Source organism: Bradyrhizobium sp. 142 (assembly GCF_023074015.1).
Lineage (GTDB): Bacteria > Pseudomonadota > Alphaproteobacteria > Rhizobiales > Xanthobacteraceae > Bradyrhizobium.
The window spans coordinates 29726-55223 of record NZ_JADPKQ010000424.1 but is presented as its reverse complement, the minus strand read 5'-3'; the positions used below and the strand labels follow the sequence as shown (position 1 = coordinate 55223).

Genomic DNA, 25498 nt, shown 5'->3' with positions numbered 1-25498 from the left:
GACCCATTGCCACAGGAAGAAATTGCTGCACGAACTCGTCACCACAAATCTTCGCCAAACTTCTCCCTGTGGCTATGGGTCCCGGATCGGCGCGCGCTTGACGCGCGCTTTGTCCGGGACGACGCTGCTGAGGCTACAGCTCGCAATCAACAAATCTCATCCGAATCACGACAATTTCTCATGCCGGGCGCGGTTGCATTTTTTGCGCCGCATCATATGATGATCATAATCTCACAGTGCATCACAGGGAGCCCCGCCATGGCCGAAGCCGCCGATCCCGTCGTCATCGTCTCCGCCGCCCGCACTCCGCTCGGCCGCTTCATGGGCGAGCTGTCGCCGCTGGCCGCGCACAAGCTCGGATCGCACGTGATCGGCGCGGCGCTGGAGCGTGCAAGACTGGCGCCCGAAAAGGTCGACGAGGTCTTCATGGGCTGCGTGCTCCCGGCTGGCCAAGGCCAGGCCCCCGCGCGACAGGCGGCGCGCGCGGCTGGGCTTCCCGATGCCACCGGCGCGACCACCATCAACAAGGTCTGCGGCTCCGGCATGAAGGCGACGATGCTGGCGCACGACATCATCCGCGCCGGTTCGGCCAACATCGTCGTCTCCGGCGGCATGGAGAGCATGAGCAACGCACCCTATCTGCTGGCAAAGGCGCGCGGCGGTTATCGCGCCGGCCATGACCGCATCATCGACCACATGATGATGGACGGGCTGGAAGACGCCTACGAGACCGGCCGCTCGATGGGCGATTTCGGCGAGGCCACCGCCGAAGCCTATCAGTTCACCCGCAAGGACCAGGATGCCTATGCGATGGAGACGCTGAGTCGCGCCCGCAAGGCGGTCGAGGGCGGCACGTTCAAGGCCGAGATCGCGCCAATCACGCTCACCGAGAAAGCCGGCCCGCGCGTCGTCGCCAATGACGAGCATCCGCTGAAGGTCGAGCCGGCAAAGATTCCCGGGCTGAAGCCGGCGTTCCGCGCCAACGGCACCATCACGCCGGCGGCCTCCTCGGCCAACGCCGACGGCGCCGCCGCGCTGGTGCTGACGAAGCGATCGCTCGCCGATCGGGGCGGGCTGCCGGTGCTGGCCGTGATCAAGGGCCACGCCACCCACAGCCAGGAGCCGCAATGGTTCACCACTGCGCCGATCCCGGCGATCCGCAAGCTGCTGGACAAGGTCGGCTGGAGTGCCGGCGACGTCGACCTGTTCGAGATCAACGAGGCCTTCGCCGTGGTGGCGATGGCGGCGCAGCGTGATCTCGGCATTCCCCGCGACAAGCTGAACATCAATGGCGGCGCCTGCGCGCTCGGCCATCCCATCGGCGCTACCGGCGCGCGGCTGATCGTGACGCTGCTGCATGCGCTGGAGGCGCAGAACCTCAAGCGCGGCGTCGCGGCGCTCTGCATCGGCGGCGGCGAAGCCACCGCGATCGCCGTGGAGCGCGTCTGACCTGCTGACGGAACGTCCGAAAATGAGGGAACTCCGTCATTTCCGACCGAGGATTCCCGTGCCATTCTGCTAGCTCGCGCAAGCCTCCGACAAGCCTGCCCATCAAAATTGAGGCCCAATGATCTCGAACTGGCTCGCGGCATCACTCGGCCGCCGCAATATCCACTACGGCTGGGTGATGGTCGGCGTGACCTTCTTCGCTGCGCTGATCAGCGCCGGCACGGTCGGCGCGCCCGGCGTGTTCATCGTTCCCCTTCAGAAGGAGTTCGGCTGGAGTACGGCGGAGATCTCCTCCGCGCTGTCGATCCGCTTCATCCTGTTCGGGCTGATGGCGCCGTTCGCCGCAGCACTGCTCAATCGCTACGGCCTGCGCAACGTCACGCTGACCGCACAGCTGATCGTCGTCTCGGCGCTGGTCGCCTCGCTCGGCATGACCGAGGTCTGGCAGCTGGTGGCGCTGTGGGGCGTCGTGATAGGGATCGGCACCGGCATGACCGCGCTGGTACTGGGCGCAACCATCGCTACGCGCTGGTTCGCCGCGCGCCGCGGCCTCGTGGTCGGCATCATGACCGCGAGCGTCGCCACCGGCCAGCTGGTGTTCCTGCCACTGCTCGCAAGCCTTACCGAACGTTTCGGCTGGCGCCTCGCGCTCGGCTTCGTCTGCATCATGCTCGGCGTCTCCGCGCTGGCGGTGCTGCTCATGATGCGCGACCGCCCGAGCGATCTGGGCCTGCGTCCGTTCGGCGACAAGGGCTCCGAGCCCCTGCCCGCCCCGCCCGTCAGCCACGTTTCGATCACGGCCGTGGCGCTCGGCACGCTGCGCGACGCCTCGAAGTCGAGCGCGTTCTGGATCCTGTTTGCGACCTTCTTCGTTTGCGGCGCCTCGACCAACGGTCTCGTCCAGGTCCACCTGATCCCGATGTGCCTCGATTTCGGCATCCCGCAGGTGCAGGCCGCAAGCCTGCTGGCTGCAATGGGCATCTTCGACTTCTTTGGCACCATCATGTCGGGCTGGCTGTCGGACCGGTACGACAATCGCTACCTCCTGTTCTGGTACTACGGCCTGCGCGGGCTCTCGCTGATCTTCCTCCCCTTCAGCGATTTCTCATTCTATGGCCTGTCGGTCTTCGCGATGTTCTACGGGCTCGACTGGATCGCCACGGTGCCGCCGACGGTGCGCCTCACTGCGCAGAAATTCGGACCCGAGCGCGCCAATCTGGTGTTCGGCTGGATCTTTGCCGGCCACCAGCTCGGCGCCGGCACCGCCGCGTTCGGTGCGGGCCTGTCGCGCACGCTGCTCCAAAGCTACCTGCCCGCCTTCTTCATTGCCGGCGCGCTCTGCGTGTTCGCCTCGCTGATCGTGCTGGCGCTGTCGCGGCCGCCGAAACTACAGCCGGCAGCGGCGTGAGCCGGCCTAATACCTGATCGTGCTGGTGACGCCGAACACTGCGGCGTCACCGATCCGCAACGTGCCAGTCGCATCGTTCGGGTTCGGGATGCCACCCGAAGGACGGAACACATACTGGAAGTACGGCGCGATTAGCCAGCCCGGCTTGATGTGCGCCTCGTAGATCACCTCGATCAAAGTCTCGTTGCTTCGCACCGGGCTCTGGACGCCTGTGAAGACCTGGGTGTCGACATCGAGATGACGCGCGCTGTTCGAAATCCGCATGTAGGCCGCCGCCACGCCGAAGCGGACGAGCGGACGTCGGGTTGCATAATCGTGGTCGCGGCTGGCCTCGACGATGTCACAGTGATGGGCAAGGCCGGCGCCGGCAGCACGCTGGGCGGCCCGCCGCTATTGTCAGCGGACGAGTGGCGCGCGCTGAAGGAATCTGCGGGGCGGAGAAGGTGTAACCTGCATCTCGCCCCGCTGTAGGCGGGGCGAGATGGTTGCTCCCGGAGCAACTCGCTCAGATGAGGAAGTCGGTCGGGTGCAGGTTCGCGGCTTGGACGCCGTCGAGCGTGATGGTGTCGCTCGCCGACAGATGAACCACGGCATCGCCGGCGGCATTGTCGCTGATCAGGCTGGATAGCGCCGTCCAGTCCGTAAACCCGTAATCGTGCAGGTTGATCAGATCGTGCTCGGTCGCGGTGCTGCCGACCGCCTTGTTTCCTTGATCGAAGTCGGTGATGAGGTCATTGCCGGAGCCGGTGTTGAAGGCGAAGGTGTCGCTGTTTCCTCCGCCCGAAAGCTGGTCATTGCCGGCGCCGCCGTTGAGGATATCCCTGCCGCCGGTGATCGAGCCCGACGTCGCGGGGGCATAGGCCTTCGCATCGCCATACAGGAAATCATTGGTTACTCCGCCGGTGAGAATATCGTTGCCGCCATGGGCATTGCCGGACATGGCCCGAGCATCGCCGTAGAGCTCTGGGTGCGTGAGCTGGAGGTCGGGGCCATCGGCCTTAAGTGTGAGAATGTCATCTCCCCCTTGGGCATTGTCGGTCAGTGAGGTCGCGGAATCTCCGTACGCAAATCCGGCGGTCCAGACAATGTCGGTGCCGAAGGTGAAGGTGATGTTGTCGTTGCCGCCATGCGCATCGCCGCTGATGGAGCCGATGGGCGTCGCCGCTGGCTCGCGCTGAGCCCTCTCGGGTGTTCACACTGACGTCGAGCGTGTCATTGCCGCCCTGCGCCGTGCCGCTCATGGAACCGCCGGCATCGCCGGCGTACACATCGTCGTAGCTTCGCCAGCCCACCGCGCCGATGATGGCGTCACTGCCGCCGTGCGAATTGCCCGACATGTCGCCGGCGACATCGCCGAAAGCATGCACGTTGGTGTACATCGAGTGGTCTTCGACATCGATCGTGTCGTTGCCGCCGCTGGCGTTGTCGGTCATCGCCTGGGCATCGCCGACCACGAGGGCGGCGTTCCAGCCATAGTTGAAATTGACCGTAAGCGTGTCGTTGCCGCCGTGGGACTGCCCATGCAACGTCGTGCTGTCGTCGCCGAAGATCGTGACCTCTGCTTCGGGCTGGCTGATGGTTGCCGTCACGGTGTCGTTGCCGCCCCAGGCGTCCGTGGTGGTCGGAAAGTTCGGATCTCCGTAGACGGTCTCGATTTGACCAAACTGGTCGAGCAGGACGTCGATGGTATCGTTCGGCAGATGTTGCATGGCGTAACTCCCATTTCATTGTCGGACGCGGGCATGACGTCGGCGAAATTTTTGCGCGACGTGCTTTGACCACGTTTCACCGTGAGGAATCTACTTTCGGTAGACGGCGGAGGTTTGCAGGAATTCGGCATAGAGTGTGATTGCGCCGCTTTTGATTCAATCTTTCTCAGATGATGAAGTCGGTCGGATGCAGGTTGGCCGCCTGAACCCCGTCGAGCGTGATCGTGTCATTGGCCGAGAGGTGAACCACGGCATCGCCGGCGGAATTGTCGCTGATCAGGCTCGACAGTGAGGTCCAGTCCGCAAATCCGTAGGCGTGCACGTCGATCAGATCGTGCTCGGCTGCGGTGCTGCCGACGGCCTTGTTGCCCTGATCGAAGTCGGCGATCACGTCCTTGCCGGAGCCGGTGTCGAAGACGAAGAAATCGTTGTTCGCGCCGCCCGACAGCCAATCGTCGCCCGCTCCGCCGTTGAGCGTATCGCTGCCGCCGGTGACCGAGCCTGGCGTCGCCGGTTCATAGGTCCGCGCGTCGCCGTACATGAAGTCCCGGCCGTTGCCGCCATTGAGGATATCGTTGCCGCCATGGGAATTGCCCGCCATGGTCGGAGCGTCGCCGTACATCTGCGAGATCGCATCCGTGGACTGGCCGTCGAGCTTGACGGTGAGGACATCGTCGCCGCCCTGGGTCGCATCCATCAGCGACGTCGACGAATCCCCCGACAGGGTTGCGCCGGATATGGGGCTGTCGCCGTCCAAGGTGACGGTCAGATTGTCGTTGCCGCCTTGCGCAAGACCCATCAGGGAACCGATGGCGTCTCCGCTGACAGTCGCCCCACCGTCCGTCGTGAGCACGCGACATCGAGTGTGTCGTTGCCGCCGTGCGAGGTGTCCAGCATGGAACCGCCGGCATCGCCGGCGAACAGGTTGGCACCACCGCGCCACGCGACTGAACCGGTAATGTCGTCATGGCCGCCCTGCGCATTGCCCGACATGTCGCCAGCGACATCGCCGAAGGCCGAGACAGTGGTGTAGACCGTGCCATGGGCATCCGCGACGATGGTGTCATTGCCGCCCTTGGCGTCGTCGATCATCGATTGGGTATCGCCCACCACGAGGGCGGTGTTCCAGCCGCCGCCGATGTCGGCGATGAGCGTGTCGTTTCCGCCTTGCGAGTGACCAAGCAACATCGTGTGGTCGTCGCCGAAGATCGTGAGTCGCTTATTGAGCTCGATGACGGTGGCCGTCACGGTGTCGTTGCCGCCCCAGACCTCCTTGGCTGCGGGAAAGCAGGGGTCTCCGTAGACGGTCTCGATTTTGACCAAACTGGTCAAGGGTGACGTCGAAGGTATCGTTCGGCAGATGCTGCATGGCGTAACTCCCATTTCATTGTCGGAAGCGGGCCTGACGCCTGCAGAATTTTTTGCAAGACACGTTGTTGACCACGCTTCACCGGGAGTTCTACCTTTGGTAGATGGCAGAGATTTGCAGGAATTCCGGTGAGAGTTTGATTGCATGCATGGAACCGCGGCGGCAATCGTGGAGATCGCCTCCGCAAGTTGCGCATCCCGTGAAGGTTTGATGATCTACTTGCAGAAGCACGCTGGCGTGAACAGGCCGGCTCATGCGGAGGCAGCATCGCCCACTCCCCGCGGACTGCGCTCGTCCCGGCTTCCTATTCAAGTCATATTGCCATTAGACTTCACGGCCCAAACGTGGACAATACCCTGAGCACGTCACGTGCGCAGTACACACCAAGATGTACCAGGGGAAGCAAATGCCGGCTGCAATATTGTCGTCCGAACCGATTATCCCGACCACCCCACTAACAGCCCAGATGCGCGATGCATTGCGCGCGATCGTCGGCGAGAAGGGTTTTATTGAGGACGAACACGGCAAGCAGCCGTTCGTAACGGATTGGCGTCGATTGCTGGTTGGAGGGGCCGGCGCCGTCGTTCGTCCCGCCAGCACCGAGGAAGTCTCGCAGGTGGTCAGGCTTTGCCATGAGCATGGCGTCGCGATCGTGCCGCAGGGTGGCAACACCGGCCTGATGGGGGGAGCCACGCCCTGGCCTGCGCATACCGGCATCGTATTGTCGCTCGGCCGTATGAACCGCGTTATCGACGTCGACCCTGTGGGCTACGCGATGACGGTCGAGGCCGGCTGCGTGCTGCAAACGCTTCAGGAGACTGCGGCCGAGCACGACAGGTTCCTGCCCCTCAGCCTTGGCGCCCAGGGCTCATGCATGATCGGCGGCAATTTGTCGACGAACGCCGGCGGCGTGCAGGTGCTCCGCTATGGCAATGCCCGCAATCTCGTGCTGGGGCTCGAGGTCGTGCTGGCCAACGGCGACGTCTGGGACGGGTTGCGCGCCCTCAAGAAGGACAACACGGGCTACGACCTCAAGCATCTCTTCATGGGCGCCGAAGGGACACTGGGCATCATCACCAAGGCCGTTCTCAAGCTATGGCCCGCGCCCAAGGACGTCTGCACGTCGTGGCTGGCAGTGCGCGATCCCCGCGCTGCCCTCGAGATCCTGTCCGAAGCGCATGCGGCCTCCGAGGACAATGTCGGCTCTTGCGAACTGATGAGCCGCAACGCCATCGACATGGTGCTGCGCCATATTCCCGGCACCCAGGATCCTCTCAAGGCGAATACGCCATGGTACCTCCTGCTTGAATGGTCGTCCGCGCGAGCGCGCCAGGACGGCACTGAAGGCATGTCCGAGAAGATGGAGCAGTTTCTCGCCGATCAACTCGAGGCCGGCCGCGTGCTCGATGCGACGATCGCGCAAACGGGAAATCAATCACGCAACATGTGGCGCATCCGGGAAAGCGTCGCCGAGGCCCAACGAGCCGAGGGGCCGGGGCTGAGCTTTGACGTATCGGTGGCGATCTCCAAGATTCCTGAGTTCATCGACAAGGGGATCAAGGCCGTGCTCGACATTCTCCCGAGCATTCGACCCTATCCGCTGGGACACATCGGAGACGGCAACCTGCATTTTTCGTTCATGGGCCCCAAGGGAATGGATCAGCCGACGCTGACCCAATACAAGGGCGCCATCACGCGCGCCGTGAACGATCTCATCACCTCCATGGGCGGCTCGATCTCGGCCGAACACGGCATCGGCATGGACAAGCTCGACGAGCTCAGTCACTACCGCTCGAAGACCGAGCTCGACATCATGCGTACCATCAAGCGCGCGCTCGATCCGCAGAACATCATGAATCCCGGCAAGGTGCTGCGGCTGTGATGGACGCGGAGCAGCTTCAGCTGCGCCTCACAGCCTGCATTCCTGTTAGCCGGCGATGCTTCCTCGGCTAACAGGTCTTCTGCTGCAGATGCTGGATGCATGAGCACGTCGCCGCCGCGGGATACTTCACGTCGTAGTAGGGAAAGCTCGACGAGGCCGGGCTGTTCGTCGAGCAGCGCGGGAACAGGTAGTAGCTGTCGGTCAGCTTGACGGTGCCGGCGATCGTGTAGCCGAGGTTGGGCGTATAGTCGTAGGACACCTCGCTCAGGATGAGTGAGATGTTGGCATTGTTGCCAGTTGAGGTGAACGACGACAGGGTCATCTGCTGCCCCACCGTTCGCCCCCCCGACGAGCCGGTCGACTTGCTCCATTGCACCGTCGCCTTGCCGGCGCTGTCGGTCGAGACTTCGGAGACCGTGATCGTCATCAACGAGGCACCGCTGCTGTTCTTGATGGGATACGGCGCCATAATGGCGCTCGCCGCTCCCAGGATGCCATCCATTTGGGTCGTCGTGACCTGCGTGTTCTGCGACACCATGTCGGCGACACTGTGTGCGGTTGCAGAGACCTTGACGTTCATGGCGAGCCCGTTGCCGAGCTCGACGCCGCCGACATAGAGCACCAGCATGAACGGGGTCACGATGGCGAACTCCGTCGCCGCAACGCCCTTAACGTCGGTCCACAGGTGCCGCGCGCGAAACGACAGGCCGGCAATCATGGCAAACTCCTTCTAAGGCTCGTTCTGGAAAGCAGCGGACGACATGATCAGCCGGTTTCCATTCGACATGTTTGAAAGATTGAAACCGAGCGGGCCGAGGACAACCGGCCATACGTACATCACCCGGAGAACGACGATATCGCCGGCATCCCCGGGATTGAATTGCCAGTTGTTCGTGACTGTGCCCGTGCCGTCGAAGGTCAAGGAGGGCATGGCCGTATTGGCGGACGACCACGCATTGGCGACCTGCACATCGACCATCAAGCCGCTGCAGGTGAAAAATATCACGACCTGATCGCAGACCTTCTGCTTGAATGCAGCCTGCGTCATCGCCTGATCCTTCACCTGCCCGGTCAGGATCAGGCGGCTGGATTGACGCACGACGGATTCGAGCAGTTCCTGAGCGAAGAAAACGATAAACGTCTGAATCAGCGCGATGAGGAGCGCAAGGAACGGGGCGGCCACCAGCGCGAATTCGACCGCGGTGGCTCCCTTGCTGTCGCCTGCGAAAGCGGCGCAGCGATTGCGGCGTCTGCTCTTTGTTGCGATGTCCGGTCCGGTCATGGGGCTTCCTACTGCACCAGGTTGGCAGTGCTAGAGGCAACCTGGATGAAGAGGTCCGTCAGCGCCTTGGAAATGTCGCCGCCGCTTTGAACGTTCTTATAGAAGCCAGGCGAGGCGCACGCTTTGAGGTTTTGCGCGATCGTGCCGGTTGAGGGATCAGGCTGGTCGTACTTGTCTACCCAGCTCATGTACCATTGATCCGTTTTCTGGATACCGGTGGTGGCATTAGCGATAAGTTGCACATACTCCGTGTAGAGAACCGCGATCTTGATGCCCCGGTTCTTGATGGTCGTGCACATCGTCGTGTCAAGCGGCTGCTGGCATCGACTGTTGGAGGCGAAGCTCGCGTTGGGGCAAGTCGCGGAGATCTTGTCTTCGACGCCGTCGGTGACTAGGAACACCACTTCCTGCGGTGTATCTCCCGCCACATTGCTGCCAAGCCCGGGAGTGGGCATGATGCTGTTGAGGCTTGTAAGCGCACCGACGATATTTGTGCCGTTGTCGGTCTTACAGTTGGTTGTCACAACGACGCAGTTCTGGTAGGCGACAGGCATCAGTGCGATGTTGGAAACCTGGAGTCCGGCGCTGGTCGGGGTGGTCAGCGAAGCCAGCGTGTTCAAACCTAAGTCGAACGTATAGAGCGCCGCTTTGTAGGCGGTGTTGTTGAGCGCCGCCATGCACTGCATGACGCCCCCCGAAACGCCCGACTGTGGGCAGTTCGACCATGTATTGAGCAACTGGTTGACGGCACTCGTCACGAGATCGATCCGCAACGTGATATTTCTAGATCGTGCGATCGCGAGGTTATCCCTGGTCCCGCCGTCGTGAGCGATATTGGTTTGATGACAGGCGAAGCCGCAATTCTGCGAGGCCCCTGCTGACTGGTAGGCGGGGGCGGTGTACGTGATGAGATTCTTGATGTCGTCGGCGGTCGCGCCGATCCCCATGGACGGCGAGTCATCCATCAGCAGATAGAAATTCATGTTGGGCGCGCTCGAAGCCTTCGCCGTCGCGGAACCGTCGATCTGCCAAGTTGGTTTGCGGAGAACGGCCGGGAAATTATTGACGGACTGTGCGACATAGGAAACGGTGATTGTTCGCGAGAGTCCGGAATCGGTGACGGTGACCGTCGGTGTCGGCGTCGCCGCGAGGCCGGGAAGGTTCGCCTTCGCTGCGAAGACAGCTTCCGCGGTCGCCTTGATGACGGCGCTGTCGGTCTGCGTCAGCATCGCCGGCCTCACGGCTGCGATTGCGGCCGCGTCGGCAGCGGCGTTCAATTGCTCCCGCTGGCGCAAGGCCAGCGTGTAGTCGAGCGCCATGCCGAGGAGAAAGATGATCGGGACCAGCATAAGCGCAAAGATAATGGCGACGTTGGCCTTCCGATCTCTCGCGAAACGAAGCACTGCGCGGCGGAGCATATGACCTTCATCCTGATTGCCGTCGCTGCGGCACAGACCATTCCCTGAACACTTGCGACCGGAGGAGATGGTCAGGTCTCGCCGCCGATCCCTCGCTCGTCACGGCGGAAATATGGCTATAGCCCCCTTAATCAACGCTTACGGGCAATCCATAAACATGGAGGCGACAGATTGAGATGTGTCATATTGAGAAGGCATCATTAACGCCAACTAAACGGGCTCGACGAGATTGACGCGCTGGAGCTACGGCGATGGCGCAAGAGCTGCGCGGCGATGGCCCCGCTGGCGGACGCCGGCGGCATTGCCGCAGGGGCACCGTCCCTGAGTTACGGCCTGATCGACATATTCGCCGCCGGGCCCGGCTTGCGCAGCGGCTCCGCCAGCCGTGCGAACTCGCACAAGAGCGAGCGCGTTTTGCGGGGATCAATGATCTCCTCGACCCAGAACTTCTCGGCGGAGCGGAAGGGCGAGCGAAGCTCGTTGAGGCGGTCCTCGATTTCCTTCAGCTTGGCCACCTTGTCCTCGGCCGCGTCGATATCGGCGCGGTAGGCGGCTTCGATGCCGCCTTCGAGCGGTAGCGAGCCCCAATAGGCCGACGGCCAGGCGTAACGGATCGAGAACCGGTCGGCCGGCTGATGCACCACGCCGGCAACGCCGAAGGCGTTGCGCAGGATCACCGTGCACCAGGGCACCGTGGTCTGGTTCACCGCCGCCATGGCGCGAACGCCGTGGCGGATGGTGGCCGCTTTCTCGGCGTCGAGCCCGATCATGAAGCCGGGGCAATCCATGAGATAGACGATCGGCAGATGGAAGGTCTCGGCGAAGTCGACCCAGCGCACCACCTTCTGGCAGGCATCCGCGGTCCAGGAGCCGCCGTAGTGAAAACTGTCGCTGGCGAGCAGCAGCACCGCCCTGCCCTCGAGCCGCGCCAGGCCAACGATGATCGGCTTGCCGAAATTGGACGCGACCTCGAAGAACGAGCCCTTATCGACGACGGCGTCGATGATGGGGCGCATCTTGTAGACCTGCTTGCGGTTGCGCGGCACCACGTTCATCAGCGCCTCTTCGCTGCGCTCCGGATTGTCGGTGCAGGGCAAGGTCGCCGGCAGCTCGTAGACCGATGATGGCAGGTATGAAAGAAAGCGCCGCGCGCAGGCAAAGGCCTCCTCCTCGGTCTCGACGGCATGATCGATCGCGCCGGCGCGGGTCTGGATATCGGCGCCGCCCAATTCCTCCTTCGAGAGGTCCTGCCCCAGCGCCTTCACCACCGGAGGGCCTGCGACAAACATCGCGGACTTCCTGGTCATGACGGAATAGTGGCTGGCGGCAAGGCGCGCCGCGCCGAGGCCGGCGACCGACCCCAGTCCCAGCGCGACCACGGGCACGCGCGACAGATTCTCAGTCGTGAAGCGATACCAGCGCGTGCCGCCGATGCCGCCCGGCAAGTTCGCCGCGCCCTTGGTCTCGATGGTCTTGACCGAGCCGCCGCCGCCGGAGCCTTCGATGATGCGGACAATGGGCAGGCGGAAATCGTGCGCCATCTCCTCCGCCATCAGCGGCTTTGCCGAGATCGACGCGTCAGCGGAGCCGCCGCGGACGGTGAAATCGTCGCCCACCACCACCACGGTGCGGCCCTCGATGCGCGCGCGGCCGAACACGCAGTTCGCCGGCGTCACGCTTTTGAGCTCGCCCGCTGGATCGTATTCGCCGACGCCGGAGACGGCACCGATCTCGTGAAAGCTGTCTTTGTCGATCAGTCTGTCGATACGCTCACGAACAGTGAGCCGGCCCTGGTCATGCTGTCGCTTGACCTTGTCAACGCCGCCCATCTCCCGCGCGAAGGCCTCGCGCCGGGCGAGCTCGTCGAGTTCCGGCTTCCAGTTCATTCACTCCCTCCGAATTGATCGGCTTATTATTGTTATGCACGGCCATCGCGATCGGCTTGCGCGCGAGACGGTTGTTGAAGACGTCGCCTTCCGTGCCCTCAAGCAAGCTGCCGAGCGACCTGCCAAGCTCGATCATCAGCGGTGCGACTTCAGCATGCAGCCGCTGCTCGTCATACATTGCGGAGAGAAGGCCTATCGTGATGACCACGAAGGTCTGGTATTGCGGTGACCAGATCGGCACCGCGAGCCCGTTGATGTGCGGGCTCCACAGGCCGCAGGCCACGACATAGCCGCGCTCGCGCAAGGACTGCCGGTTGGCCTCGATGCGGGGCCTCAGGATCTTGGCAGCCTCGGGGGCTTCCCGTTCCATCTCCGCGATGAAGGCATCGCCGACCTCCGGCGCCATCGCCGCGGTGTAGGCCGCGCCCGCGGCTGTCGAGGCCATCGAGATGCGGCTGCCGGTGCCCTCGTGCAGGCCGAGTGCGGTCGCCGAGCGCGCGAACTGGAGATAGACCAGATGAAAGCGATCGGGCACGACGAAGCCGACCGTGCCCGGCAATTGCTCGGCGACTTCCTGGAGCCGCTGCCGGATCATGCTGCGCAGCTGCGCGCCCTTCATCATCGAGGCGCTCATCGCCACCGCACTTGGGCCGATGCGATATTTCTGATCGCGCGGCAAATAGACCAGTTGGCCCATCCGCGTCAGCGTGTGCGTGAGCCGCGATACCGTCGAGCGCGGCAGGCCGCAGCGGTTTGATATTTCGAGATTGCCGAGCCGGGCCTCGTGGCCCTCGAAGCATCGCAACACGTCGAACGCGCGCGAGACCACCTGGATGACATCACCTTCACCGGCATCGCCAGCGAGCGCACCTTGCCTACTCAACCGTTCCGAACGTCGTCCCATGTTCCCTACCAGTTGTTCCGCTGTGCGGAATTAAATTCCGCTTGCAGACGACGCTACCTCAGTCATTTTGCGACGACAACAAAAAGGCGATGGCATGCCAGAAATTAAGATCGTCACTGAAGTGGCGGGACGCATCTGCGCAACTCCCGTGCAAGTTGGAGGAACAGTGGCAGATGGCGATGAGATTGTGGTGGTCGAGGCGATGAAGATGGAGATACCGGTGTCCGCGCCCGCCGCCGGCACGGTCAAATCGCTGCTCGTGAAACTCGACGATGTCGTCGCCGAAGGCCAAGCCATCGCGATCGTTGCGAGTTAAGCGCGTGCGTCGCGGGCATGGTTGCGCAATCTTTTCGTGGCCAGCCTTCGAGACGCCCGCTTTCGGCGGGCTCCTCAGGATGAGGTTGGTTTCTGCGGCAAAATCACAGGTCCTCATGGCGAGGAGCGCCGATCACGGCGCGTCTCGAACCAAGGCCGAGCACTCCGCAATCGCCAGCGCTCAATGCTTCCGCGACAATGCGTCTGTCCGTCTCGCGCATCCGCGGTATGGCGTTGCCATCGCTGATGGCCGATGACATGATCTTTCGAAGCAAGAAAGTCTTCGCGATCAAAGCGAGGACGATGGAGGGAAACATGTTCCGTGGGCTGCTCATGCTCGCCCCTGCCTTGGTGGCGGGCTTTACTTTTGTGTCCACACGCTATGCGTTTGCCGAAGATATCAAGCTGCCGGCGACATTGACCTTCACGGCCTACGACACCGGCACGGCGGGCTTCAACATTGCGGTCGGCGTCGGCAAGATGATGAAGGACAAATACGGCACCGACGTGCGCGTGCTGCCGGCCGGCAACGACGTCGCCCGCCTCGCTCCGCTGCGCGCCAAGCGCGCGGCCTCCGCGGCGATGGGATCCGGCACCTATTTCGCGCAAGAGGGCGTGTTCGAGTTCGGAGCCAAGGAATGGGGCCCGCAGCCGCTCCAGATCCTCTTGTCCAGCGTCGACTGCAATTGCGGCACGCTCGGCGTCGCTGCGGATACCGGTGTCAAGGACCTCAAGGACCTCAAAGGCAAGCGCGTCGGCTTCGTGGTCGGCTCGCCCGCGCTGAACCAGAACTCTCTCGCGGTGCTCGCCTTCGCAGGGCTGACGCAGAAGGACGTCAAGGTCGTCGAGTTCGCAAGCTACGGCGCGATGTGGAAGGGCCTGATCAACAACGACACCGACGCGGCCTTCGGCACCACCATCACCGGTCCCGCCAAGGAAGCCGAGACCTCGCCGCGCGGTCTGGTCTGGCCGCCGCTGCCGGCCAAGGACAAGGAAGGCTGGGCGCGGATGCAGAAGGTCGGCTCGTTCTTCTTCCCGCAGCTCGCAACCTGCGGCGCCGGCATCTCGCCGGACAAGCCGATCGAGCTTGGCAACTATCCGTACCCGATCTTCGTCGCCTACGCTTCGCAGCCGGCAGACGAGGTCTATGCGATGACGAAGGCAATGATCGTGAACTACGACGCCTACAAGGACTCCGCGCCCGGCGCCGGAGGGCTTGCCGCCGATAGGCAGACCAAGAACTGGGTGGTGCCGGTGCATCCCGGCGCGGTGAAGGCGCTGAAGGAAGCCGGGCAATGGACCGATGCGCAGGAGGCGCACAACAACAAACTGATCAAGCGCCAGGAAGTGCTCGCGGCCGCCTGGACGGACTACCGCAAGTCCAACCCGCCGGCGGATGACAAGGCCTTCCTCGATGGCTGGATGAAGGCGCGCGCGGTGGCGCTTGCCAAAGCCGACATGCCGAACGGCTTCGAGGATTAGAACGGGGTGAGATTGAGCTTGGTCGTTGCTACGCGACAGGTGCGCCCACTTTCCCGCTTGCGGGAGAGGGTCGGGGTGAGGGTGTCTGCACAGAGCGACTCCTCCAGCGGAGAGAGCCCTCATCCGGCGCTTTCGCGCCAACCTCTCCCGCAAGCGGGAGAGGTTGAGCGAGCCCGCGGCATTCGATTCAACCAACAGTCATTCGCCTTGGTTAGCGGTTAGCAGCCCCGGGGGATCGATGATGTCTTCCACCTTCACCGCCCCGCAAGAACTCAAGCGCGTCGTGTTCGACGATCCGCACGGCGCTGCCGGCAACATGCAGGAAGCGGAGGTGACGCGCGTCCGCGCGCTGCAAGGGCCCTGGCGCTGGGCGCTGGTCGTCGCCACCGCGGCGACGATCCTGCTCTGCATCAACCAGCAATTCTCGCTGCGCTTCTTCATCGGCTACACCCAGCTCAACACGGAGTATTTCTACCTCCTGATCGCCTTGATGCTGCCCTTCACCTTCCTGATCTTCCCCGGCACCGGGCGCGCCCCGCTCGACCGCATCCCTTGGTACGACCTAGTGCTCTTCGCCGCGACCTTTGGTGCCGCGCTGCTGCTGATGTCGAACGTGCGCAAGGCGGCGGAGGCCGGTTGGGAATTCGGCGGCGCGCCCAATACCGTCATCGCTGCGGGCCTCGTGATGTGGGTGATGCTGATGGAGGCGCTGCGGCGCACCGGCGGCTGGAGCCTGCTCTTGAGCGTGCTGCCCTTCACCGTCTATCCGCTGTTTGCCGAAGCCGGCTGGCTCGGGCCGTTCCGCGGCACGCAATCGACGCTCGAGCAGGCGACCGCCTACCACGTGCTGTCCGGCGAGAGCCTGCTCGGGATTCCGATCCAGGCGTTTGCCGACACCGTGATCGGCTTTCTGGTGTTCGGCACCGCGCTGATGATGACCGGTGCCGGCAAGTTTTTCATCAACCTCGCTTTCGCGCTGTGCGGCACGTTCCGCGGCGGCGCTGCCAAAGTCTGCATCTTTGCCAGCGGGCTGCTCGGCATGATGTCGGGATCGATCATCTCCAACGTGCTGACCGCCGGCACCATGACCATTCCGGTGATGAAGAAGAGCGGTTTTCGCGCATCGTACGCCGGCGCGATCGAGGCCTGCGCCTCGACCGGTGCTGTGCTAGCGCCGCCGGTGATGGGCGCGACCGCCTTCGTCATCGCGCAGTTCCTCAACGTCAGCTATGCCGATGTCGCGATCGCCGCCATCATTCCCGCCGCGCTCTACTACATCGGCCTGTTCATGCAGGTCGACGCCTATGCCGCGCGCCACGGGCTGAAGGGAATCCCTCGCGCCGAGTTGCCGCGGGTGATGGATACCATCAAGGACGGATGGTACTACGTGTTCGTGATCGCGCTGCTGATCGTGATGCTGCTCTATTTCAAGCGCGAGAGCCATGCGCCGTTCTATGCCACCGCGCTGCTGCTGGTTCTCAACCAGCTTTTTTCCAAGGACACGCGCTGGACGCTAGCTACGATCTTAAAATTCCTCGAGGTCAACGGCCGCACCTTCGTCGAACTCGTCGGCATCCTCGCCGGCTGCGGCCTGCTGATCGGCGCGTTCTCGATGACCGGTGTGGTGTCGAGCCTGGCCAACGATCTGTTGCGGATTGGGCGACAACGCCTTCCTGCTGCTTGGCATGTGCGCCTTCACGAGCCTCGTCCTCGGCCTCGGGCTAACGACCACCGCCTGCTACATCTTCCTCGCCATCCTGGTCGCGCCCGCACTGGAGAAGCTCGGGCTGAACAAGATGGCCGTGCACATGTTCATCTTCTACTGGGGCATGCTGTCGTCGATCACACCGCCGGTTGCGATCGCATCTTTCGCGGCAGCGGGCATCGCCGGTTCGCCGGCGATGAAGACGGGATGGGAATCGATGTGGGTCGGCAGCATCATCTATTTCATCCCGTTCTTCTTCGTGCTCAATCCGGCGCTGGTGCTGCAGGGGCCGAGCCCCTATCTCACCGGCCTCGGGCTGATGGGGCTCGCCGCGTTCGGCACGCTGTTCATCTGCGGCGGCATTCAGGGCTACCAGCCCTTCGTCGGCGATCTCCGCGGCACCGGCGCCCTGGAATGGCCGATCCGCGTGCTGCTGGTGATTGGTGGCTTCGTGGTGGCCACTCCCGGCGGCGGGATCATGCCGCTATCGCAGTTGCAGGTCACGCTGCTGGGACTTGCGATTCTGGCGCCGACGATTTTGATCGCGCTTCTGCTGCTCCGGCGGCAAGGTCCGATTCCGGACGGGTTGCACGTGCCCTGATTGCGATGCACAACAGGAGGCGATGAAACCGCTACCGTCTTCCGCCTCCGCCTGGACCCGCTCGAGACCGCCGTTGCTGCGGTTTCTGGACACTTGCCTCAACGAATTCTCAGCCGAGACCTCGGGCGCAGTGGCCGACTACATCCCCGAGCTAGGCAAGGCCGATCCCGCCTATTTCGGCATCAGCCTCGCGACGCTGGACGGCCATGTCTACGAGGTCGGCGACAGCCGGGTGCCCTTCACCATCCAGTCTATGTCGAAACCGTTCGTGTTCGCGCTGGCGCTGGACTTGCTCGGCGCCGGCAAGGTCGAGAGCGCGATCGGCGTCGAGCCCTCGGGCGATCCCTTCAACTCGATCCGGCTCAACTCCGAGAACCATCCCTTCAACCCGATGGTCAATGCCGGCGCGATCGCCTGCACGGGGCTGATCCAAGCGAGCAAGGGCGCTGACGCATTCGAGCAGATCCGCCTCGCGCTCGGCCGGTTTGCGGGGCGTGATCTCGCAGTGGATGAGGCCGTCTACGCGTCCGAAAGCCAGACCGGCGACCGCAACCGTGCCATCGCTTACCTGCTGAAGACCAATGCGGTGATCTCGGACAACGTTGCTGATGTGCTCGATGTCTATTTCCGGCAATGCGCGGTGCTGGTGACGGCGCGCGATATCGCGGTGATGGCGGCGACGCTCGCCAATCGCGGCGTCAACCCGGTCACCTGCGAGCAGGTGCTGACGCCCTACGCGATCTCGCGCACGCTGTCGGTGATGACGTCGTCGGGCATGTACGATTATGCCGGCGAATGGATCTACCGGATCGGCATCCCCGCCAAGAGCGGCGTCGGCGGCGGCATTCTGGCGGCCCTGCCCGCGCGCCTCGGGCTCGGCAGCTATTCGCCAAGACTCGACAAGCACGGCAACAGCGTGCGCGGCATCAAGGTCTGCGAAGCGCTATCCTCGCACTACGACCTGCACATGCTCAACCGCAGCGACGACGCCCGCAACGCGGTTATCGCCGACTACGACATCGGCAAGAGCCCGTCGCGGCGGGTGCGCCGGCCGCAGGAGCGCGAGATCCTGGCGGCCCATCAGCTGGATGTGCGGGTGATCGAGCTGGTCGGCACGCTCTCGCTTTCGGCGGTCGACTATGTCTCGCGCCGGCTCGCCGGGCGGCCGCGGCCGCAATTCGTGGTGTTCGACTTGCACCGCGTTACCTCCACCACGCGCGCCGGCGCACGGCTGGTGGCCGAAGCCTTCCAGGAGCTCGCAGCGCTGAACGTCACCGTGATCATCTCCGGCGTCAAGCGCGCCTCGAAGGAGTGGAACACGCTGCGGGAATGGACCGCCGAGCTGAAGAACGTTCGCGACTTCTACCTGCTCGACACCGCGATCGAATGGGCGGAAGACCAGATCGTCTACCGCTATGGCGGCTCGATCGACTTTCACGAGACCACCGAGCTTGCCGAGCAGCCGTTACTTGCGGGGCTTGGCGACAACGAGCTGGCGGACCTGGCCTCGCTCTGCACCATCCACACCTATCAATCCGGCGCCAGGATCGTGGCGGCCTGCGATCCCGCCGATTCCCTGTTCTTCCTGCGCAGCGGCGCCGTGCATGTCACGCTGCCCGACGGCGTGCGGCTGGCGACACTGACTGCCGGCATGGCCTTCGGCGAAATGGCCCTGCTGGAAGCCACCCGCTCCGCCGATGTTTTCGCCGACATGGCAGCGACCGCATTCGAAGTGCCTCTCAATGCCTTCGAGCGCTTCCGCAAGCAGCACCCGCATGCCAGCGAGCGCATCATGCGCAATTTGGCGCAGCTCCTGGCCGATCGCCTGATCGTCGCCAACACCAAGGTGGATATTCTGACCTCGACGTGAGCTGGCCGGTACCTTCACCTCTCCCGCAGGGAGAGGTCGGGTCGCATCGAAGATGCGATCCGGGTGAGGGTTTACGGTCTCACCGAGTGCTGCGGCCCCTCACCCGGATTGCTGCGCAATCCGACCTCTCCCCGACCGAGAGGTGAACAGCGCCCTCACTCGCATCATGCCTCACCGGCTCGCGGCCTCGCTCAGCCGCCGGTTGATCTTGGCTGCGCTCGCCTTGAGCACGTCGGATGGCTTCTGGCCCGTCGCTGCGCACAGGCAGGCCCAGTAGTAGATGACATCGCCGAGCTCGTCGACGAGACCCGCCTGATCGAGCCAACTATCGCGCAACAGCTTCTTGATGTGGTCGGCGACTTCACCGGATTCGCCGGCGAGGCCCAGACCGAGATAGGACAACCGCTCGTTCGACGGATGCTCATCGACTTTCGCAATCGTCGCGGCCCAGGCCGCATATTCATCGATCGTCATCGGCATCTCTCGGCGTTTTCCGTTCAGCCCACCACTTCAGTGACCGGCTGAAGATCTATCTCAAAAGTCTCCAGGAATTTCGAGGTCATGATGTAGAAGCCGACCGACAGTTGCAGCTCGACCAGTGCACCTGGAGTCAATGTTGACGCGATCGCCTTGAAGGTGGCGTCCGTCGGCTTGTTCAGTTTCACGATCTCGTCGGTGAAAGCGAGTGCTGCGCGCTGCACCTCATTGAAGCAAGTCGCGGCCTGCCAGTTCTCGAGCGCTTCGTTCTGCGCGTCGGTGACGCCGACATTCTTGCCGATGCGCTTGTGCGCGACGATCTCGTATGGCGCCGCGCACAAAATTCCGGTGCGCGTGATCGCAAGCTCGCGCACGACCGGATCCAGCTCGCCCTTGTGACGGATGGCGCCGCCGAGCCGGCAGTACTGCTCAAAATAGCTCGGCGAATGCGCCATCATCCGGAAGATGTTGGCGTTGCGGTTCTTGTCGAGGATCTCGCGGGTGCGGTCGGATGCCTTAGACGGATCGCTGTAGTTGATGCGGGCCATGATTTTCCTGAGGATTTTCCTTAAGCCTTTGATACTTATTGTCGTTACCGGGATCGGTTCCCTGAAATTCTATTCGCGCGGGGACGCAGGAGCAACAACATCGAGTCAAAATGCCGCCGCATTGCTGATCGACCCTTGCACGGTCGATATTCGCTGCGTGGGGACACATCGCAGCGGATACTCGAAGTGGGGTGTTCCGAGTAACAAAATATGGCCGTCGCTTGCGCTTGCGCGCAACGATGAGTCGCGCCCAAGTCTAGGGAGAAAACGGCATGAGGGAAGCCACCAAGGGGGCAGCCTCGGGAGCGCTCGCGCACATGCTGGCAGTGACGGCGATGCTGGTCATCGCCAGCATCCTGTTCTACGGGCGTTAGTTGGATTTGCGTTAGCAAGAGCTTTCGTCATTCCGGGGTGGCTTTCGCACGAGCCAGGCCCAGAATCCCGTTCCAGGCTCGGTCCATTGTTGTTTTTCGTGGGACCGCCCCCGAATGACGAATCCTGCTACGCGCCTGTGATGAAGCTCATGGGGTTCCCCCGCTGTCATTCCGGGGCGCGCTCGCTTGGGGCGCGAGCCCGGAATCCATTTATCCTCCGAACATGCCGAGCGATGGATTCTCAGATGCGCAATTGCGCATCGTAGCTCGCGACTTCGTCGCGCTCCGGAATGACGGATGAGGGAATCTTGGTCATTGCTTCTCCCCTACTCCGGCGCTGACCGCGTCACTCCGTCGCGAACCATCGCAGCAATTTCATCTGCGCAGTATCCGATCTCCTTCAGAATCTCCGCGCCGTGCTCGTTCAGCTGCGGCGCCAGCCGGACCGGCTCGGCTTCGGTCTCCGACCACGTCGCCGTCACCTTCATGCTGCGGATCGGGCCTTCTGTGGGATGGTTCACGACCGGGAAGAAATTCGTCGCTTCGAGATGCTCGTCGTGCAGGATCGACGCGAGGTCGTGCATCGGCATCACCGGCACGTCGGCCTTGGTCAGCAGGTCGATCCACTCGGCCGTGGTGCGCGTCTCGAAGATGCGGGCAAGCTCGGCATAGACGACGTCGATATTGATGGCGCGGCCGGCAAAGGTTGCGAATTTGGGATCGGCGCGAAGGTCGTCGCGTCCCGTCGCCTTGAAGAAGTTCTCCCACTGCTTGTCGTTGTAGACGATGACGCTGAGATAGCCGTCCGATGTCTTGTAGGGCCTGCGGTCGCGCGAGAGGTGGCGGGCATAGCCGCCCTTATCGAGTGGCGGCTCATAGGTGAGCCCGCCCATGTGATCGCCCATGACGAAGCCGGCCATGGTCTCGAACATCGGGATATCGACGCGCTGGCCGCGTCCGGTGCGATCGCGATGCACAAGGCTGGCGCAGATCGCGCCGACGGCGGTCAGGCCGACGATGCGATCGACCAGCGCGTTCGGCACATAGCGCGGCACACCGTCGCCGGTCTGCGCCATCAGCGCAGGGAGCGCGGTCGCGCCCTGGATCAGATCGTCATAGGCGGGTTTTGCGGCATAGGGCCCGTCCTGGCCGAAGCCGAACACGCCGGCGTAGACGAGGCGCGGATTGATGTCGGAGACGACGTCGTAACCGAGCTGAAGCCGCGCCATCGCCTGCGGACGGACGTTGTAGACAAGAACGTCCGCGTCCTTCAGCAGTCGCAGCACGGCCTCGCGGCCGGCCGGCCTCTTCAGATCAAGGCAGATTGAGCGCTTGCTGCGATTGGTGTTGAGGAACACCGGACCCATGCCGGCATGGCGCATCGGGCCGATCAGGCGGGTGACGTCGCCGTCGAGTGATTCCACCTTGATGACATCAGCGCCGTAGTCGCCGAGCATCTGGGTCGCATAGGGCCCCATCAGCACGGTCGTCATGTCGATGACCTTGATGCCCCCTAGCGGCCCCATCGTTTGCTCTCGATTGCGCGGGCTCAAATCGGCCCGCGATCGGTCCAGCTAACGGCAGCGGCGCCTGCGGCGCAAGGGCGGGCGGGGTATGGCCCCATGCGCCGCGCGGTGAAACGGCCGCTATTTCTTCTGGCGGGATTCGCGGATCTTCAAGAGCCGATCGAGCTCGTCGTTCTGCTGATTGATGCGGTCGGCGATGCGCGCCTCGTTCTGCTCACCCGAAGCGGCGGCGGCCTGCTCGATTAGCTGGCGGATATTGTCCTCGAGGATCGCGATGCGATCATTGAGTTGGTCGAGTGAGAGTGTGTCGTCGCTCATGATACATTCCTTGCAAATCAATCAAGAACAGTAGGGCCATGATCTAGCGCAAGAAAGAGGTGGGCACGGCGCCCGCGCGCCTTTGCCCACCCGACAATACCTTACTTCAGCGGCTCCAGCACGGAGACGTAGTTGGCAACCGCCGCACCGCCCATGTTGAAGATGCCGCCGAGTTTTGCATTTTTGAGCTGCATGCCCTCGGGTGCCTGGCCCACAAGCTGCATCGCCGTCATCACGTGCATGGAGACGCCGGTGGCGCCGATCGGGTGGCCCTTGGCCTTCAGGCCGCCGGACGGATTGATCGGCAGCTTGCCGTCCTTGAGCGTCCAACCTTCCTTGATGGCGCGGGCGCCCTGCCCCTTCGGCGTCAGGCCCATTGCTTCGTACTCGATCAACTCGGCGACCGTGAAGCAGTCATGGGTCTCGACGAAGGAGAGGTCGGTGAGCGCAACGCCCGCCTTCTCCAGTGCGCGCTGCCAGGCGACCGTGCAGCCCTCGAACTGGAGGATGTCGCGCTTGGACATCGGCAGAAAATCCTGGGCGTGCGCAGTGGCGCGGAAGCCGATCGACTTGCTCATGCCCTTGGCGGTCTCGGCATCGGCCAGCACCAGGGCGGCTGCGCCGTCGGAGACCAGCGAGCAGTCGGTGCGCTTCAAAGGACCGGCGACGTAAGGATTCTTCTCGCTCTCAGCACGACAGAACTCGAAGCCGAAATCCTTGCGCATCTGGGCGTAGGGATTGGCGACGCCGTTCTTGTGGTTCTTGGCCGCGATCAGCGCCAGCGCATCGGACTGGTCGCCGTATTTCTGGAAATAGGAACTGGCGATCTTGCCGAACACTCCGGCGAAGCCGCCGACCGTGTCGCCGTCCTCCGGCAGATACGACGCCTTCAGAAGGTTCTTGCCGATCTCGGCGCTCGGCGTGCGCGTCATCTGCTCGACGCCGACGACCAGCACGATCCTGGCCGCCCCTGCGGCGATCGCGCGAACCCCCTGGTGAACGGCGGCGGATCCCGTGGCGCAGGCGTTCTCGACACGGGTCGTCGGCTTGAAGCGCAGCTTCGGGTCGGCCTGGAGCACCAGCGAGGCGGTGAAATCCTGCGGCGAGAAGCCGGCATTGAAATGGCCGAGCACGATCTCGTCGACGTCGGAAGCGGAGATGCCGGCATCGGCCATCGCCTCATTGGCAACGCGGGTAATGAGGCTTTCGACGGTTTCGGTGTCGAACTTGCCGAACGGCGTATGCGCCCATCCGACGATACTGGCGGTCATGGTCATTCTCCCTCGGATCTCTTACTGACCTAAATCTTAGCCCAAGGATGGCAAGACTTCACGCTGCTTTCAGGGCCTTCAGCGTGCGCTGGCAGATGGCAGTTATGCCGGCCCAGTTCCCGGCCCTGATCTCCGCGGCCGGGCACAGCCAGGAACCGCCGACCGCGACCACGTTGGGTTCGGCGAGCCAGGTCGCCGCATTGGCCTCGCCGATCCCACCGGTCGGGCAGAACCGCACGTTCGGGAACGGACCGCCGAGCGCGCGCAGGCCCTTGATGCCACCGGCCTGCTCGGCCGGGAAGAATTTCGCGACGTCGAGGCCGTGGGCCAGCGCCATCATCAGCTCGGAGGCGGTGGCGATGCCCGGCGCGAACGGCAAGGCGCTGTCGGCCGCGGCCTTCAGCAGATCGGGGGTCAAACCGGGGCTGATGCCGAACTTGACGCCGAGCTTCTCGACACGGGCGAAGTCGGCCGGATTGAGGATCGTGCCGATGCCGACGTTGGCCTCGGGCACTTCAGCCATCATCGCCCTCGCCGCCTCGATCGCAGCGGGGGTGCGCAGCGTCACTTCCAGCGTGCGGACGCCGCCGGCGACCAGCGCGCGCGCCAGCGGCACGGCATCCTGGATACGCTCGATGGTCAGGACGGGAATGACGGTCGCGTCCCGAAACAGCGCGACGAGGTGGTTCTGTTGGGCAGTCGTGGTCATCGTTTTCGCTTCTTTACTTGGTCGCCTGGCGTGACGCAGCCGGCCGGTGGCGTTTCTTCGGCGGCATGGCATAGCCTGGAATGATGGCGCCGGGATAGCAGATCACGAGGCTGGCGAGCCGGTGTCCGGCCTGGGCGGCCTCGACCGGATCGGAACCGCCGAGCCGGGCCGCGATATAGGCCGCGGCAAAGCTGTCGCCGGCGGCGGTGGTGTCGGCCACGGGCCTGGTCATGGGTTCAGCGTGCATCTCGCTGGTGCCGCCGGGAAAGCGCAGCAGGCTCACCGGCTCGGCGAGCCGGAACACCAGCTCCGGCGAGGGAATGCGCGCCATCAACTGCTCGTGGCTCTCGCCGGGATAGAGCGCGAGCAAATCCTCGGTCGAGGTCAGCACGATGTCGGCCGCGGCGAAGGCTGCTGCAAAAACCTCGCGGGCGACATCGCGATCGGGCCAGCCGCGCGCGCGGAAATTGGTGTCGAACACGAAGCGCGTGCCGAGCAGGCGCGCACGCTTGATCGCCGCGAACAGACGCTCGCGCCCGGCCGTCTCGTAGATCGACAGCGTGATGGCGGAAAGATAGACGATGTCGTAGCTCATCAGCGAGTTGAGCAGCTCGTCCGTCTCCGGCAGATCCATCAGCCGGCGCGCCGCGGCGCTGTCACGCCAGTGAAAGAACTGCCGCTCGCCCTTTGCATCCAGCTGGATCATGTAGAGGCCGGGCAGCTTGCCCGGCAGGCGCGCGACGCGCCGGGTCCCGACCCCCTCCGCGGTCCAGGCCGCAATCATCTCATCGCTCAAGGCGTCGTCGCCGAGCGCGGTGAAATAATCGACCTTGACCTCGAGCCGCGCGAGATAGACCGCGGTGTTGAGGGTGTCACCGCCAAATCCGCGCGAGTACAGGCCACCGGCCTGCCCGGCGGACTGTCCGGCATGTTGCCCCCCTTGGGCCTGCCGGAGCTCGACCATGCATTCGCCGATGCAAGCAACGCTCGCCATT

24 protein-coding genes and 1 pseudogene are annotated in these 25498 nt (G+C 63.6%); 7 read left to right on the top strand and 18 right to left on the bottom strand.

What is annotated here, in order from left to right:
* Positions 1 to 258 precede the first annotated feature (258 nt).
* Positions 259 to 1449 carry an acetyl-CoA C-acyltransferase gene (locus IVA82_RS39340; RefSeq protein WP_247386592.1) on the top strand — a complete coding sequence of 397 codons (1191 nt, stop codon included), beginning with the start codon at positions 259 to 261 and terminating at the stop codon, positions 1447 to 1449.
* A 118-nt stretch (positions 1450 to 1567) separates the two neighbouring features.
* Entirely contained in the window at positions 1568 to 2857 is a 1290-nt protein-coding gene (locus tag IVA82_RS39335) for an MFS transporter (protein ID WP_247386591.1), read from the top strand.
* Between the two features lie 6 nt (positions 2858 to 2863).
* On the opposite strand, the gene IVA82_RS39330 is transcribed toward IVA82_RS39335, so the two are convergent.
* The 5 genes from IVA82_RS39330 to IVA82_RS39310 form a co-directional block, all read right to left on the bottom strand.
* Entirely contained in the window at positions 2864 to 3196 is a 333-nt protein-coding gene (locus tag IVA82_RS39330) for a carbohydrate porin (protein ID WP_346658754.1), read from the bottom strand.
* 166 nt (positions 3197 to 3362) lie between these two features.
* Positions 3363 to 3797: a hypothetical protein gene (locus IVA82_RS39325; RefSeq protein ID WP_247386589.1), complete on the bottom strand. Its 435-nt coding sequence runs from the start codon at positions 3795 to 3797 to the stop codon at positions 3363 to 3365.
* A gap of 73 nt (positions 3798 to 3870) precedes the next feature.
* Positions 3871 to 4566, bottom strand: a complete 696-nt coding sequence (locus IVA82_RS39320; protein ID WP_247386588.1) for a hypothetical protein — start codon at positions 4564 to 4566, stop codon at positions 3871 to 3873.
* Between the two features lie 166 nt (positions 4567 to 4732).
* Positions 4733 to 5365, bottom strand: coding sequence for a hypothetical protein (locus tag IVA82_RS39315; RefSeq protein ID WP_247493843.1), 633 nt, complete (start codon positions 5363 to 5365; stop codon positions 4733 to 4735).
* Complete coding sequence (locus IVA82_RS39310) at positions 5365 to 5898, bottom strand: hypothetical protein (RefSeq protein WP_247386586.1); 534 nt, start codon at positions 5896 to 5898, stop codon at positions 5365 to 5367. Before IVA82_RS39310 ends, IVA82_RS39315 begins: the two co-directional genes overlap by 1 nt.
* A 443-nt stretch (positions 5899 to 6341) precedes the next feature.
* Here IVA82_RS39310 and IVA82_RS39305 point away from each other — a divergent pair, with 443 nt between their 5' ends.
* Positions 6342 to 7817 carry an FAD-binding oxidoreductase gene (locus IVA82_RS39305; RefSeq protein ID WP_247386585.1) on the top strand — a complete coding sequence of 492 codons (1476 nt, stop codon included), beginning with the start codon at positions 6342 to 6344 and terminating at the stop codon, positions 7815 to 7817.
* 67 nt (positions 7818 to 7884) lie between these two features.
* Here IVA82_RS39305 and IVA82_RS39300 read toward each other — a convergent pair whose 3' ends face one another.
* The 5 genes from IVA82_RS39300 to IVA82_RS39280 form a co-directional block, all read right to left on the bottom strand.
* On the bottom strand, positions 7885 to 8535 hold the full coding sequence (locus tag IVA82_RS39300; protein ID WP_247386584.1) for a TadE/TadG family type IV pilus assembly protein: 651 nt from the start codon (positions 8533 to 8535) through the stop codon (positions 7885 to 7887).
* A 12-nt stretch (positions 8536 to 8547) separates the two neighbouring features.
* Positions 8548 to 9099 carry a TadE/TadG family type IV pilus assembly protein gene (locus IVA82_RS39295; RefSeq protein ID WP_247386583.1) on the bottom strand — a complete coding sequence of 184 codons (552 nt, stop codon included), beginning with the start codon at positions 9097 to 9099 and terminating at the stop codon, positions 8548 to 8550.
* Between the two features lie 8 nt (positions 9100 to 9107).
* Positions 9108 to 10517: a pilus assembly protein TadG-related protein gene (locus IVA82_RS39290; RefSeq protein ID WP_247386582.1), complete on the bottom strand. Its 1410-nt coding sequence runs from the start codon at positions 10515 to 10517 to the stop codon at positions 9108 to 9110.
* A gap of 326 nt (positions 10518 to 10843) precedes the next feature.
* Entirely contained in the window at positions 10844 to 12403 is a 1560-nt protein-coding gene (locus IVA82_RS39285) for a carboxyl transferase domain-containing protein (RefSeq protein WP_247386581.1), read from the bottom strand.
* Positions 12333 to 13307: a helix-turn-helix domain-containing protein gene (locus IVA82_RS39280; RefSeq protein WP_247386580.1), complete on the bottom strand. Its 975-nt coding sequence runs from the start codon at positions 13305 to 13307 to the stop codon at positions 12333 to 12335. Before IVA82_RS39280 ends, IVA82_RS39285 begins: the two co-directional genes overlap by 71 nt.
* A 94-nt stretch (positions 13308 to 13401) precedes the next feature.
* Between IVA82_RS39280 and IVA82_RS39275 the strand changes: the two genes are divergently transcribed.
* Complete coding sequence (locus tag IVA82_RS39275) at positions 13402 to 13623, top strand: acetyl-CoA carboxylase biotin carboxyl carrier protein subunit (RefSeq protein WP_247386579.1); 222 nt, start codon at positions 13402 to 13404, stop codon at positions 13621 to 13623.
* A gap of 103 nt (positions 13624 to 13726) precedes the next feature.
* Here IVA82_RS39275 and IVA82_RS39270 read toward each other — a convergent pair whose 3' ends face one another.
* Positions 13727 to 13939, bottom strand: coding sequence for a hypothetical protein (locus tag IVA82_RS39270; RefSeq protein ID WP_247386578.1), 213 nt, complete (start codon positions 13937 to 13939; stop codon positions 13727 to 13729).
* Here IVA82_RS39270 and IVA82_RS39265 point away from each other — a divergent pair.
* The 3 genes and pseudogenes from IVA82_RS39265 (at position 13938) to glsA (ending at position 19280) form a co-directional block, all read left to right on the top strand.
* Positions 13938 to 15104 carry a TAXI family TRAP transporter solute-binding subunit gene (locus IVA82_RS39265; RefSeq protein ID WP_247386577.1) on the top strand — a complete coding sequence of 389 codons (1167 nt, stop codon included), beginning with the start codon at positions 13938 to 13940 and terminating at the stop codon, positions 15102 to 15104. The genes IVA82_RS39270 and IVA82_RS39265 overlap by 2 nt on opposite strands.
* A gap of 238 nt (positions 15105 to 15342) precedes the next feature.
* A pseudogene (locus IVA82_RS39260) lies at positions 15343 to 17410 on the top strand (TRAP transporter permease).
* Positions 17411 to 17432: 22 nt separating this feature from the next.
* A complete protein-coding gene (glsA, locus tag IVA82_RS39255) occupies positions 17433 to 19280 on the top strand; it encodes a glutaminase A (RefSeq protein ID WP_247386575.1) in 1848 nt (615 codons plus the stop codon).
* A gap of 171 nt (positions 19281 to 19451) precedes the next feature.
* Here glsA and IVA82_RS39250 read toward each other — a convergent pair whose 3' ends face one another.
* From IVA82_RS39250 to IVA82_RS39220, 7 genes are all read right to left on the bottom strand, one after another.
* Positions 19452 to 19754 (bottom strand): nucleoside triphosphate pyrophosphohydrolase family protein, encoded by a 303-nt coding sequence (locus IVA82_RS39250; RefSeq protein WP_247386574.1) that lies wholly within the window; start codon positions 19752 to 19754, stop codon positions 19452 to 19454.
* Between the two features lie 23 nt (positions 19755 to 19777).
* Positions 19778 to 20305, bottom strand: a complete 528-nt coding sequence (locus IVA82_RS39245) for a carboxymuconolactone decarboxylase family protein (protein WP_247386573.1) — start codon at positions 20303 to 20305, stop codon at positions 19778 to 19780.
* A gap of 700 nt (positions 20306 to 21005) precedes the next feature.
* Positions 21006 to 22205, bottom strand: coding sequence for a CoA transferase (locus IVA82_RS39240; RefSeq protein ID WP_247386572.1), 1200 nt, complete (start codon positions 22203 to 22205; stop codon positions 21006 to 21008).
* A gap of 120 nt (positions 22206 to 22325) precedes the next feature.
* Positions 22326 to 22523: a hypothetical protein gene (locus IVA82_RS39235; RefSeq protein ID WP_148741185.1), complete on the bottom strand. Its 198-nt coding sequence runs from the start codon at positions 22521 to 22523 to the stop codon at positions 22326 to 22328.
* 101 nt (positions 22524 to 22624) lie between these two features.
* Complete coding sequence (locus IVA82_RS39230) at positions 22625 to 23794, bottom strand: acetyl-CoA acetyltransferase (RefSeq protein WP_247386571.1); 1170 nt, start codon at positions 23792 to 23794, stop codon at positions 22625 to 22627.
* Positions 23795 to 23852: 58 nt separating this feature from the next.
* Positions 23853 to 24503 carry a bifunctional 4-hydroxy-2-oxoglutarate aldolase/2-dehydro-3-deoxy-phosphogluconate aldolase gene (eda, locus tag IVA82_RS39225; protein WP_247386570.1) on the bottom strand — a complete coding sequence of 217 codons (651 nt, stop codon included), beginning with the start codon at positions 24501 to 24503 and terminating at the stop codon, positions 23853 to 23855.
* Between the two features lie 13 nt (positions 24504 to 24516).
* A complete protein-coding gene (locus tag IVA82_RS39220) occupies positions 24517 to 25497 on the bottom strand; it encodes a sugar kinase (protein ID WP_247386569.1) in 981 nt (326 codons plus the stop codon).
* Position 25498 lies beyond the last annotated feature (1 nt).

Bases quoted from the DNA above. Each gene is read 5' to 3' on its own strand.
- IVA82_RS39325 (WP_247386589.1), bottom strand. From the start codon at position 3,797: ATGTCCGGCAATGCCCATGGCGGCAACGATATTCTCACCGGCGGAGTA.
- IVA82_RS39290 (WP_247386582.1), bottom strand. From the start codon at position 10,517: ATGCTCCGCCGCGCAGTGCTTCGTTTCGCGAGAGATCGGAAGGCCAAC.
- IVA82_RS39245 (WP_247386573.1), bottom strand. From the start codon at position 20,305: ATGGCCCGCATCAACTACAGCGATCCGTCTAAGGCATCCGACCGCACC.
- IVA82_RS39265 (WP_247386577.1), top strand. From the start codon at position 13,938: ATGTTCCGTGGGCTGCTCATGCTCGCCCCTGCCTTGGTGGCGGGCTTT.
- IVA82_RS39340 (WP_247386592.1), top strand. From the start codon at position 259: ATGGCCGAAGCCGCCGATCCCGTCGTCATCGTCTCCGCCGCCCGCACT.
- IVA82_RS39275 (WP_247386579.1), top strand. From the start codon at position 13,402: ATGCCAGAAATTAAGATCGTCACTGAAGTGGCGGGACGCATCTGCGCA.
- glsA (WP_247386575.1), top strand. From the start codon at position 17,433: ATGAAACCGCTACCGTCTTCCGCCTCCGCCTGGACCCGCTCGAGACCG.
- IVA82_RS39295 (WP_247386583.1), bottom strand. From the start codon at position 9,099: ATGACCGGACCGGACATCGCAACAAAGAGCAGACGCCGCAATCGCTGC.
- IVA82_RS39250 (WP_247386574.1), bottom strand. From the start codon at position 19,754: ATGACGATCGATGAATATGCGGCCTGGGCCGCGACGATTGCGAAAGTC.
- IVA82_RS39230 (WP_247386571.1), bottom strand. From the start codon at position 23,794: ATGACCGCCAGTATCGTCGGATGGGCGCATACGCCGTTCGGCAAGTTC.
- IVA82_RS39300 (WP_247386584.1), bottom strand. From the start codon at position 8,535: ATGATTGCCGGCCTGTCGTTTCGCGCGCGGCACCTGTGGACCGACGTT.
- IVA82_RS39240 (WP_247386572.1), bottom strand. From the start codon at position 22,205: ATGGGGCCGCTAGGGGGCATCAAGGTCATCGACATGACGACCGTGCTG.
- IVA82_RS39315 (WP_247493843.1), bottom strand. From the start codon at position 5,365: ATGGGTCTTGCGCAAGGCGGCAACGACAATCTGACCGTCACCTTGGAC.
- IVA82_RS39280 (WP_247386580.1), bottom strand. From the start codon at position 13,307: ATGGGACGACGTTCGGAACGGTTGAGTAGGCAAGGTGCGCTCGCTGGC.
- IVA82_RS39235 (WP_148741185.1), bottom strand. From the start codon at position 22,523: ATGAGCGACGACACACTCTCACTCGACCAACTCAATGATCGCATCGCG.
- IVA82_RS39285 (WP_247386581.1), bottom strand. From the start codon at position 12,403: ATGAACTGGAAGCCGGAACTCGACGAGCTCGCCCGGCGCGAGGCCTTC.
- IVA82_RS39220 (WP_247386569.1), bottom strand. From the start codon at position 25,497: ATGGCGAGCGTTGCTTGCATCGGCGAATGCATGGTCGAGCTCCGGCAG.
- IVA82_RS39305 (WP_247386585.1), top strand. From the start codon at position 6,342: ATGCCGGCTGCAATATTGTCGTCCGAACCGATTATCCCGACCACCCCA.
- IVA82_RS39335 (WP_247386591.1), top strand. From the start codon at position 1,568: ATGATCTCGAACTGGCTCGCGGCATCACTCGGCCGCCGCAATATCCAC.
- eda (WP_247386570.1), bottom strand. From the start codon at position 24,503: ATGACCACGACTGCCCAACAGAACCACCTCGTCGCGCTGTTTCGGGAC.
- IVA82_RS39320 (WP_247386588.1), bottom strand. From the start codon at position 4,566: ATGCAACATCTGCCGAACGATACCATCGACGTCCTGCTCGACCAGTTT.
- IVA82_RS39270 (WP_247386578.1), bottom strand. From the start codon at position 13,939: ATGTTTCCCTCCATCGTCCTCGCTTTGATCGCGAAGACTTTCTTGCTT.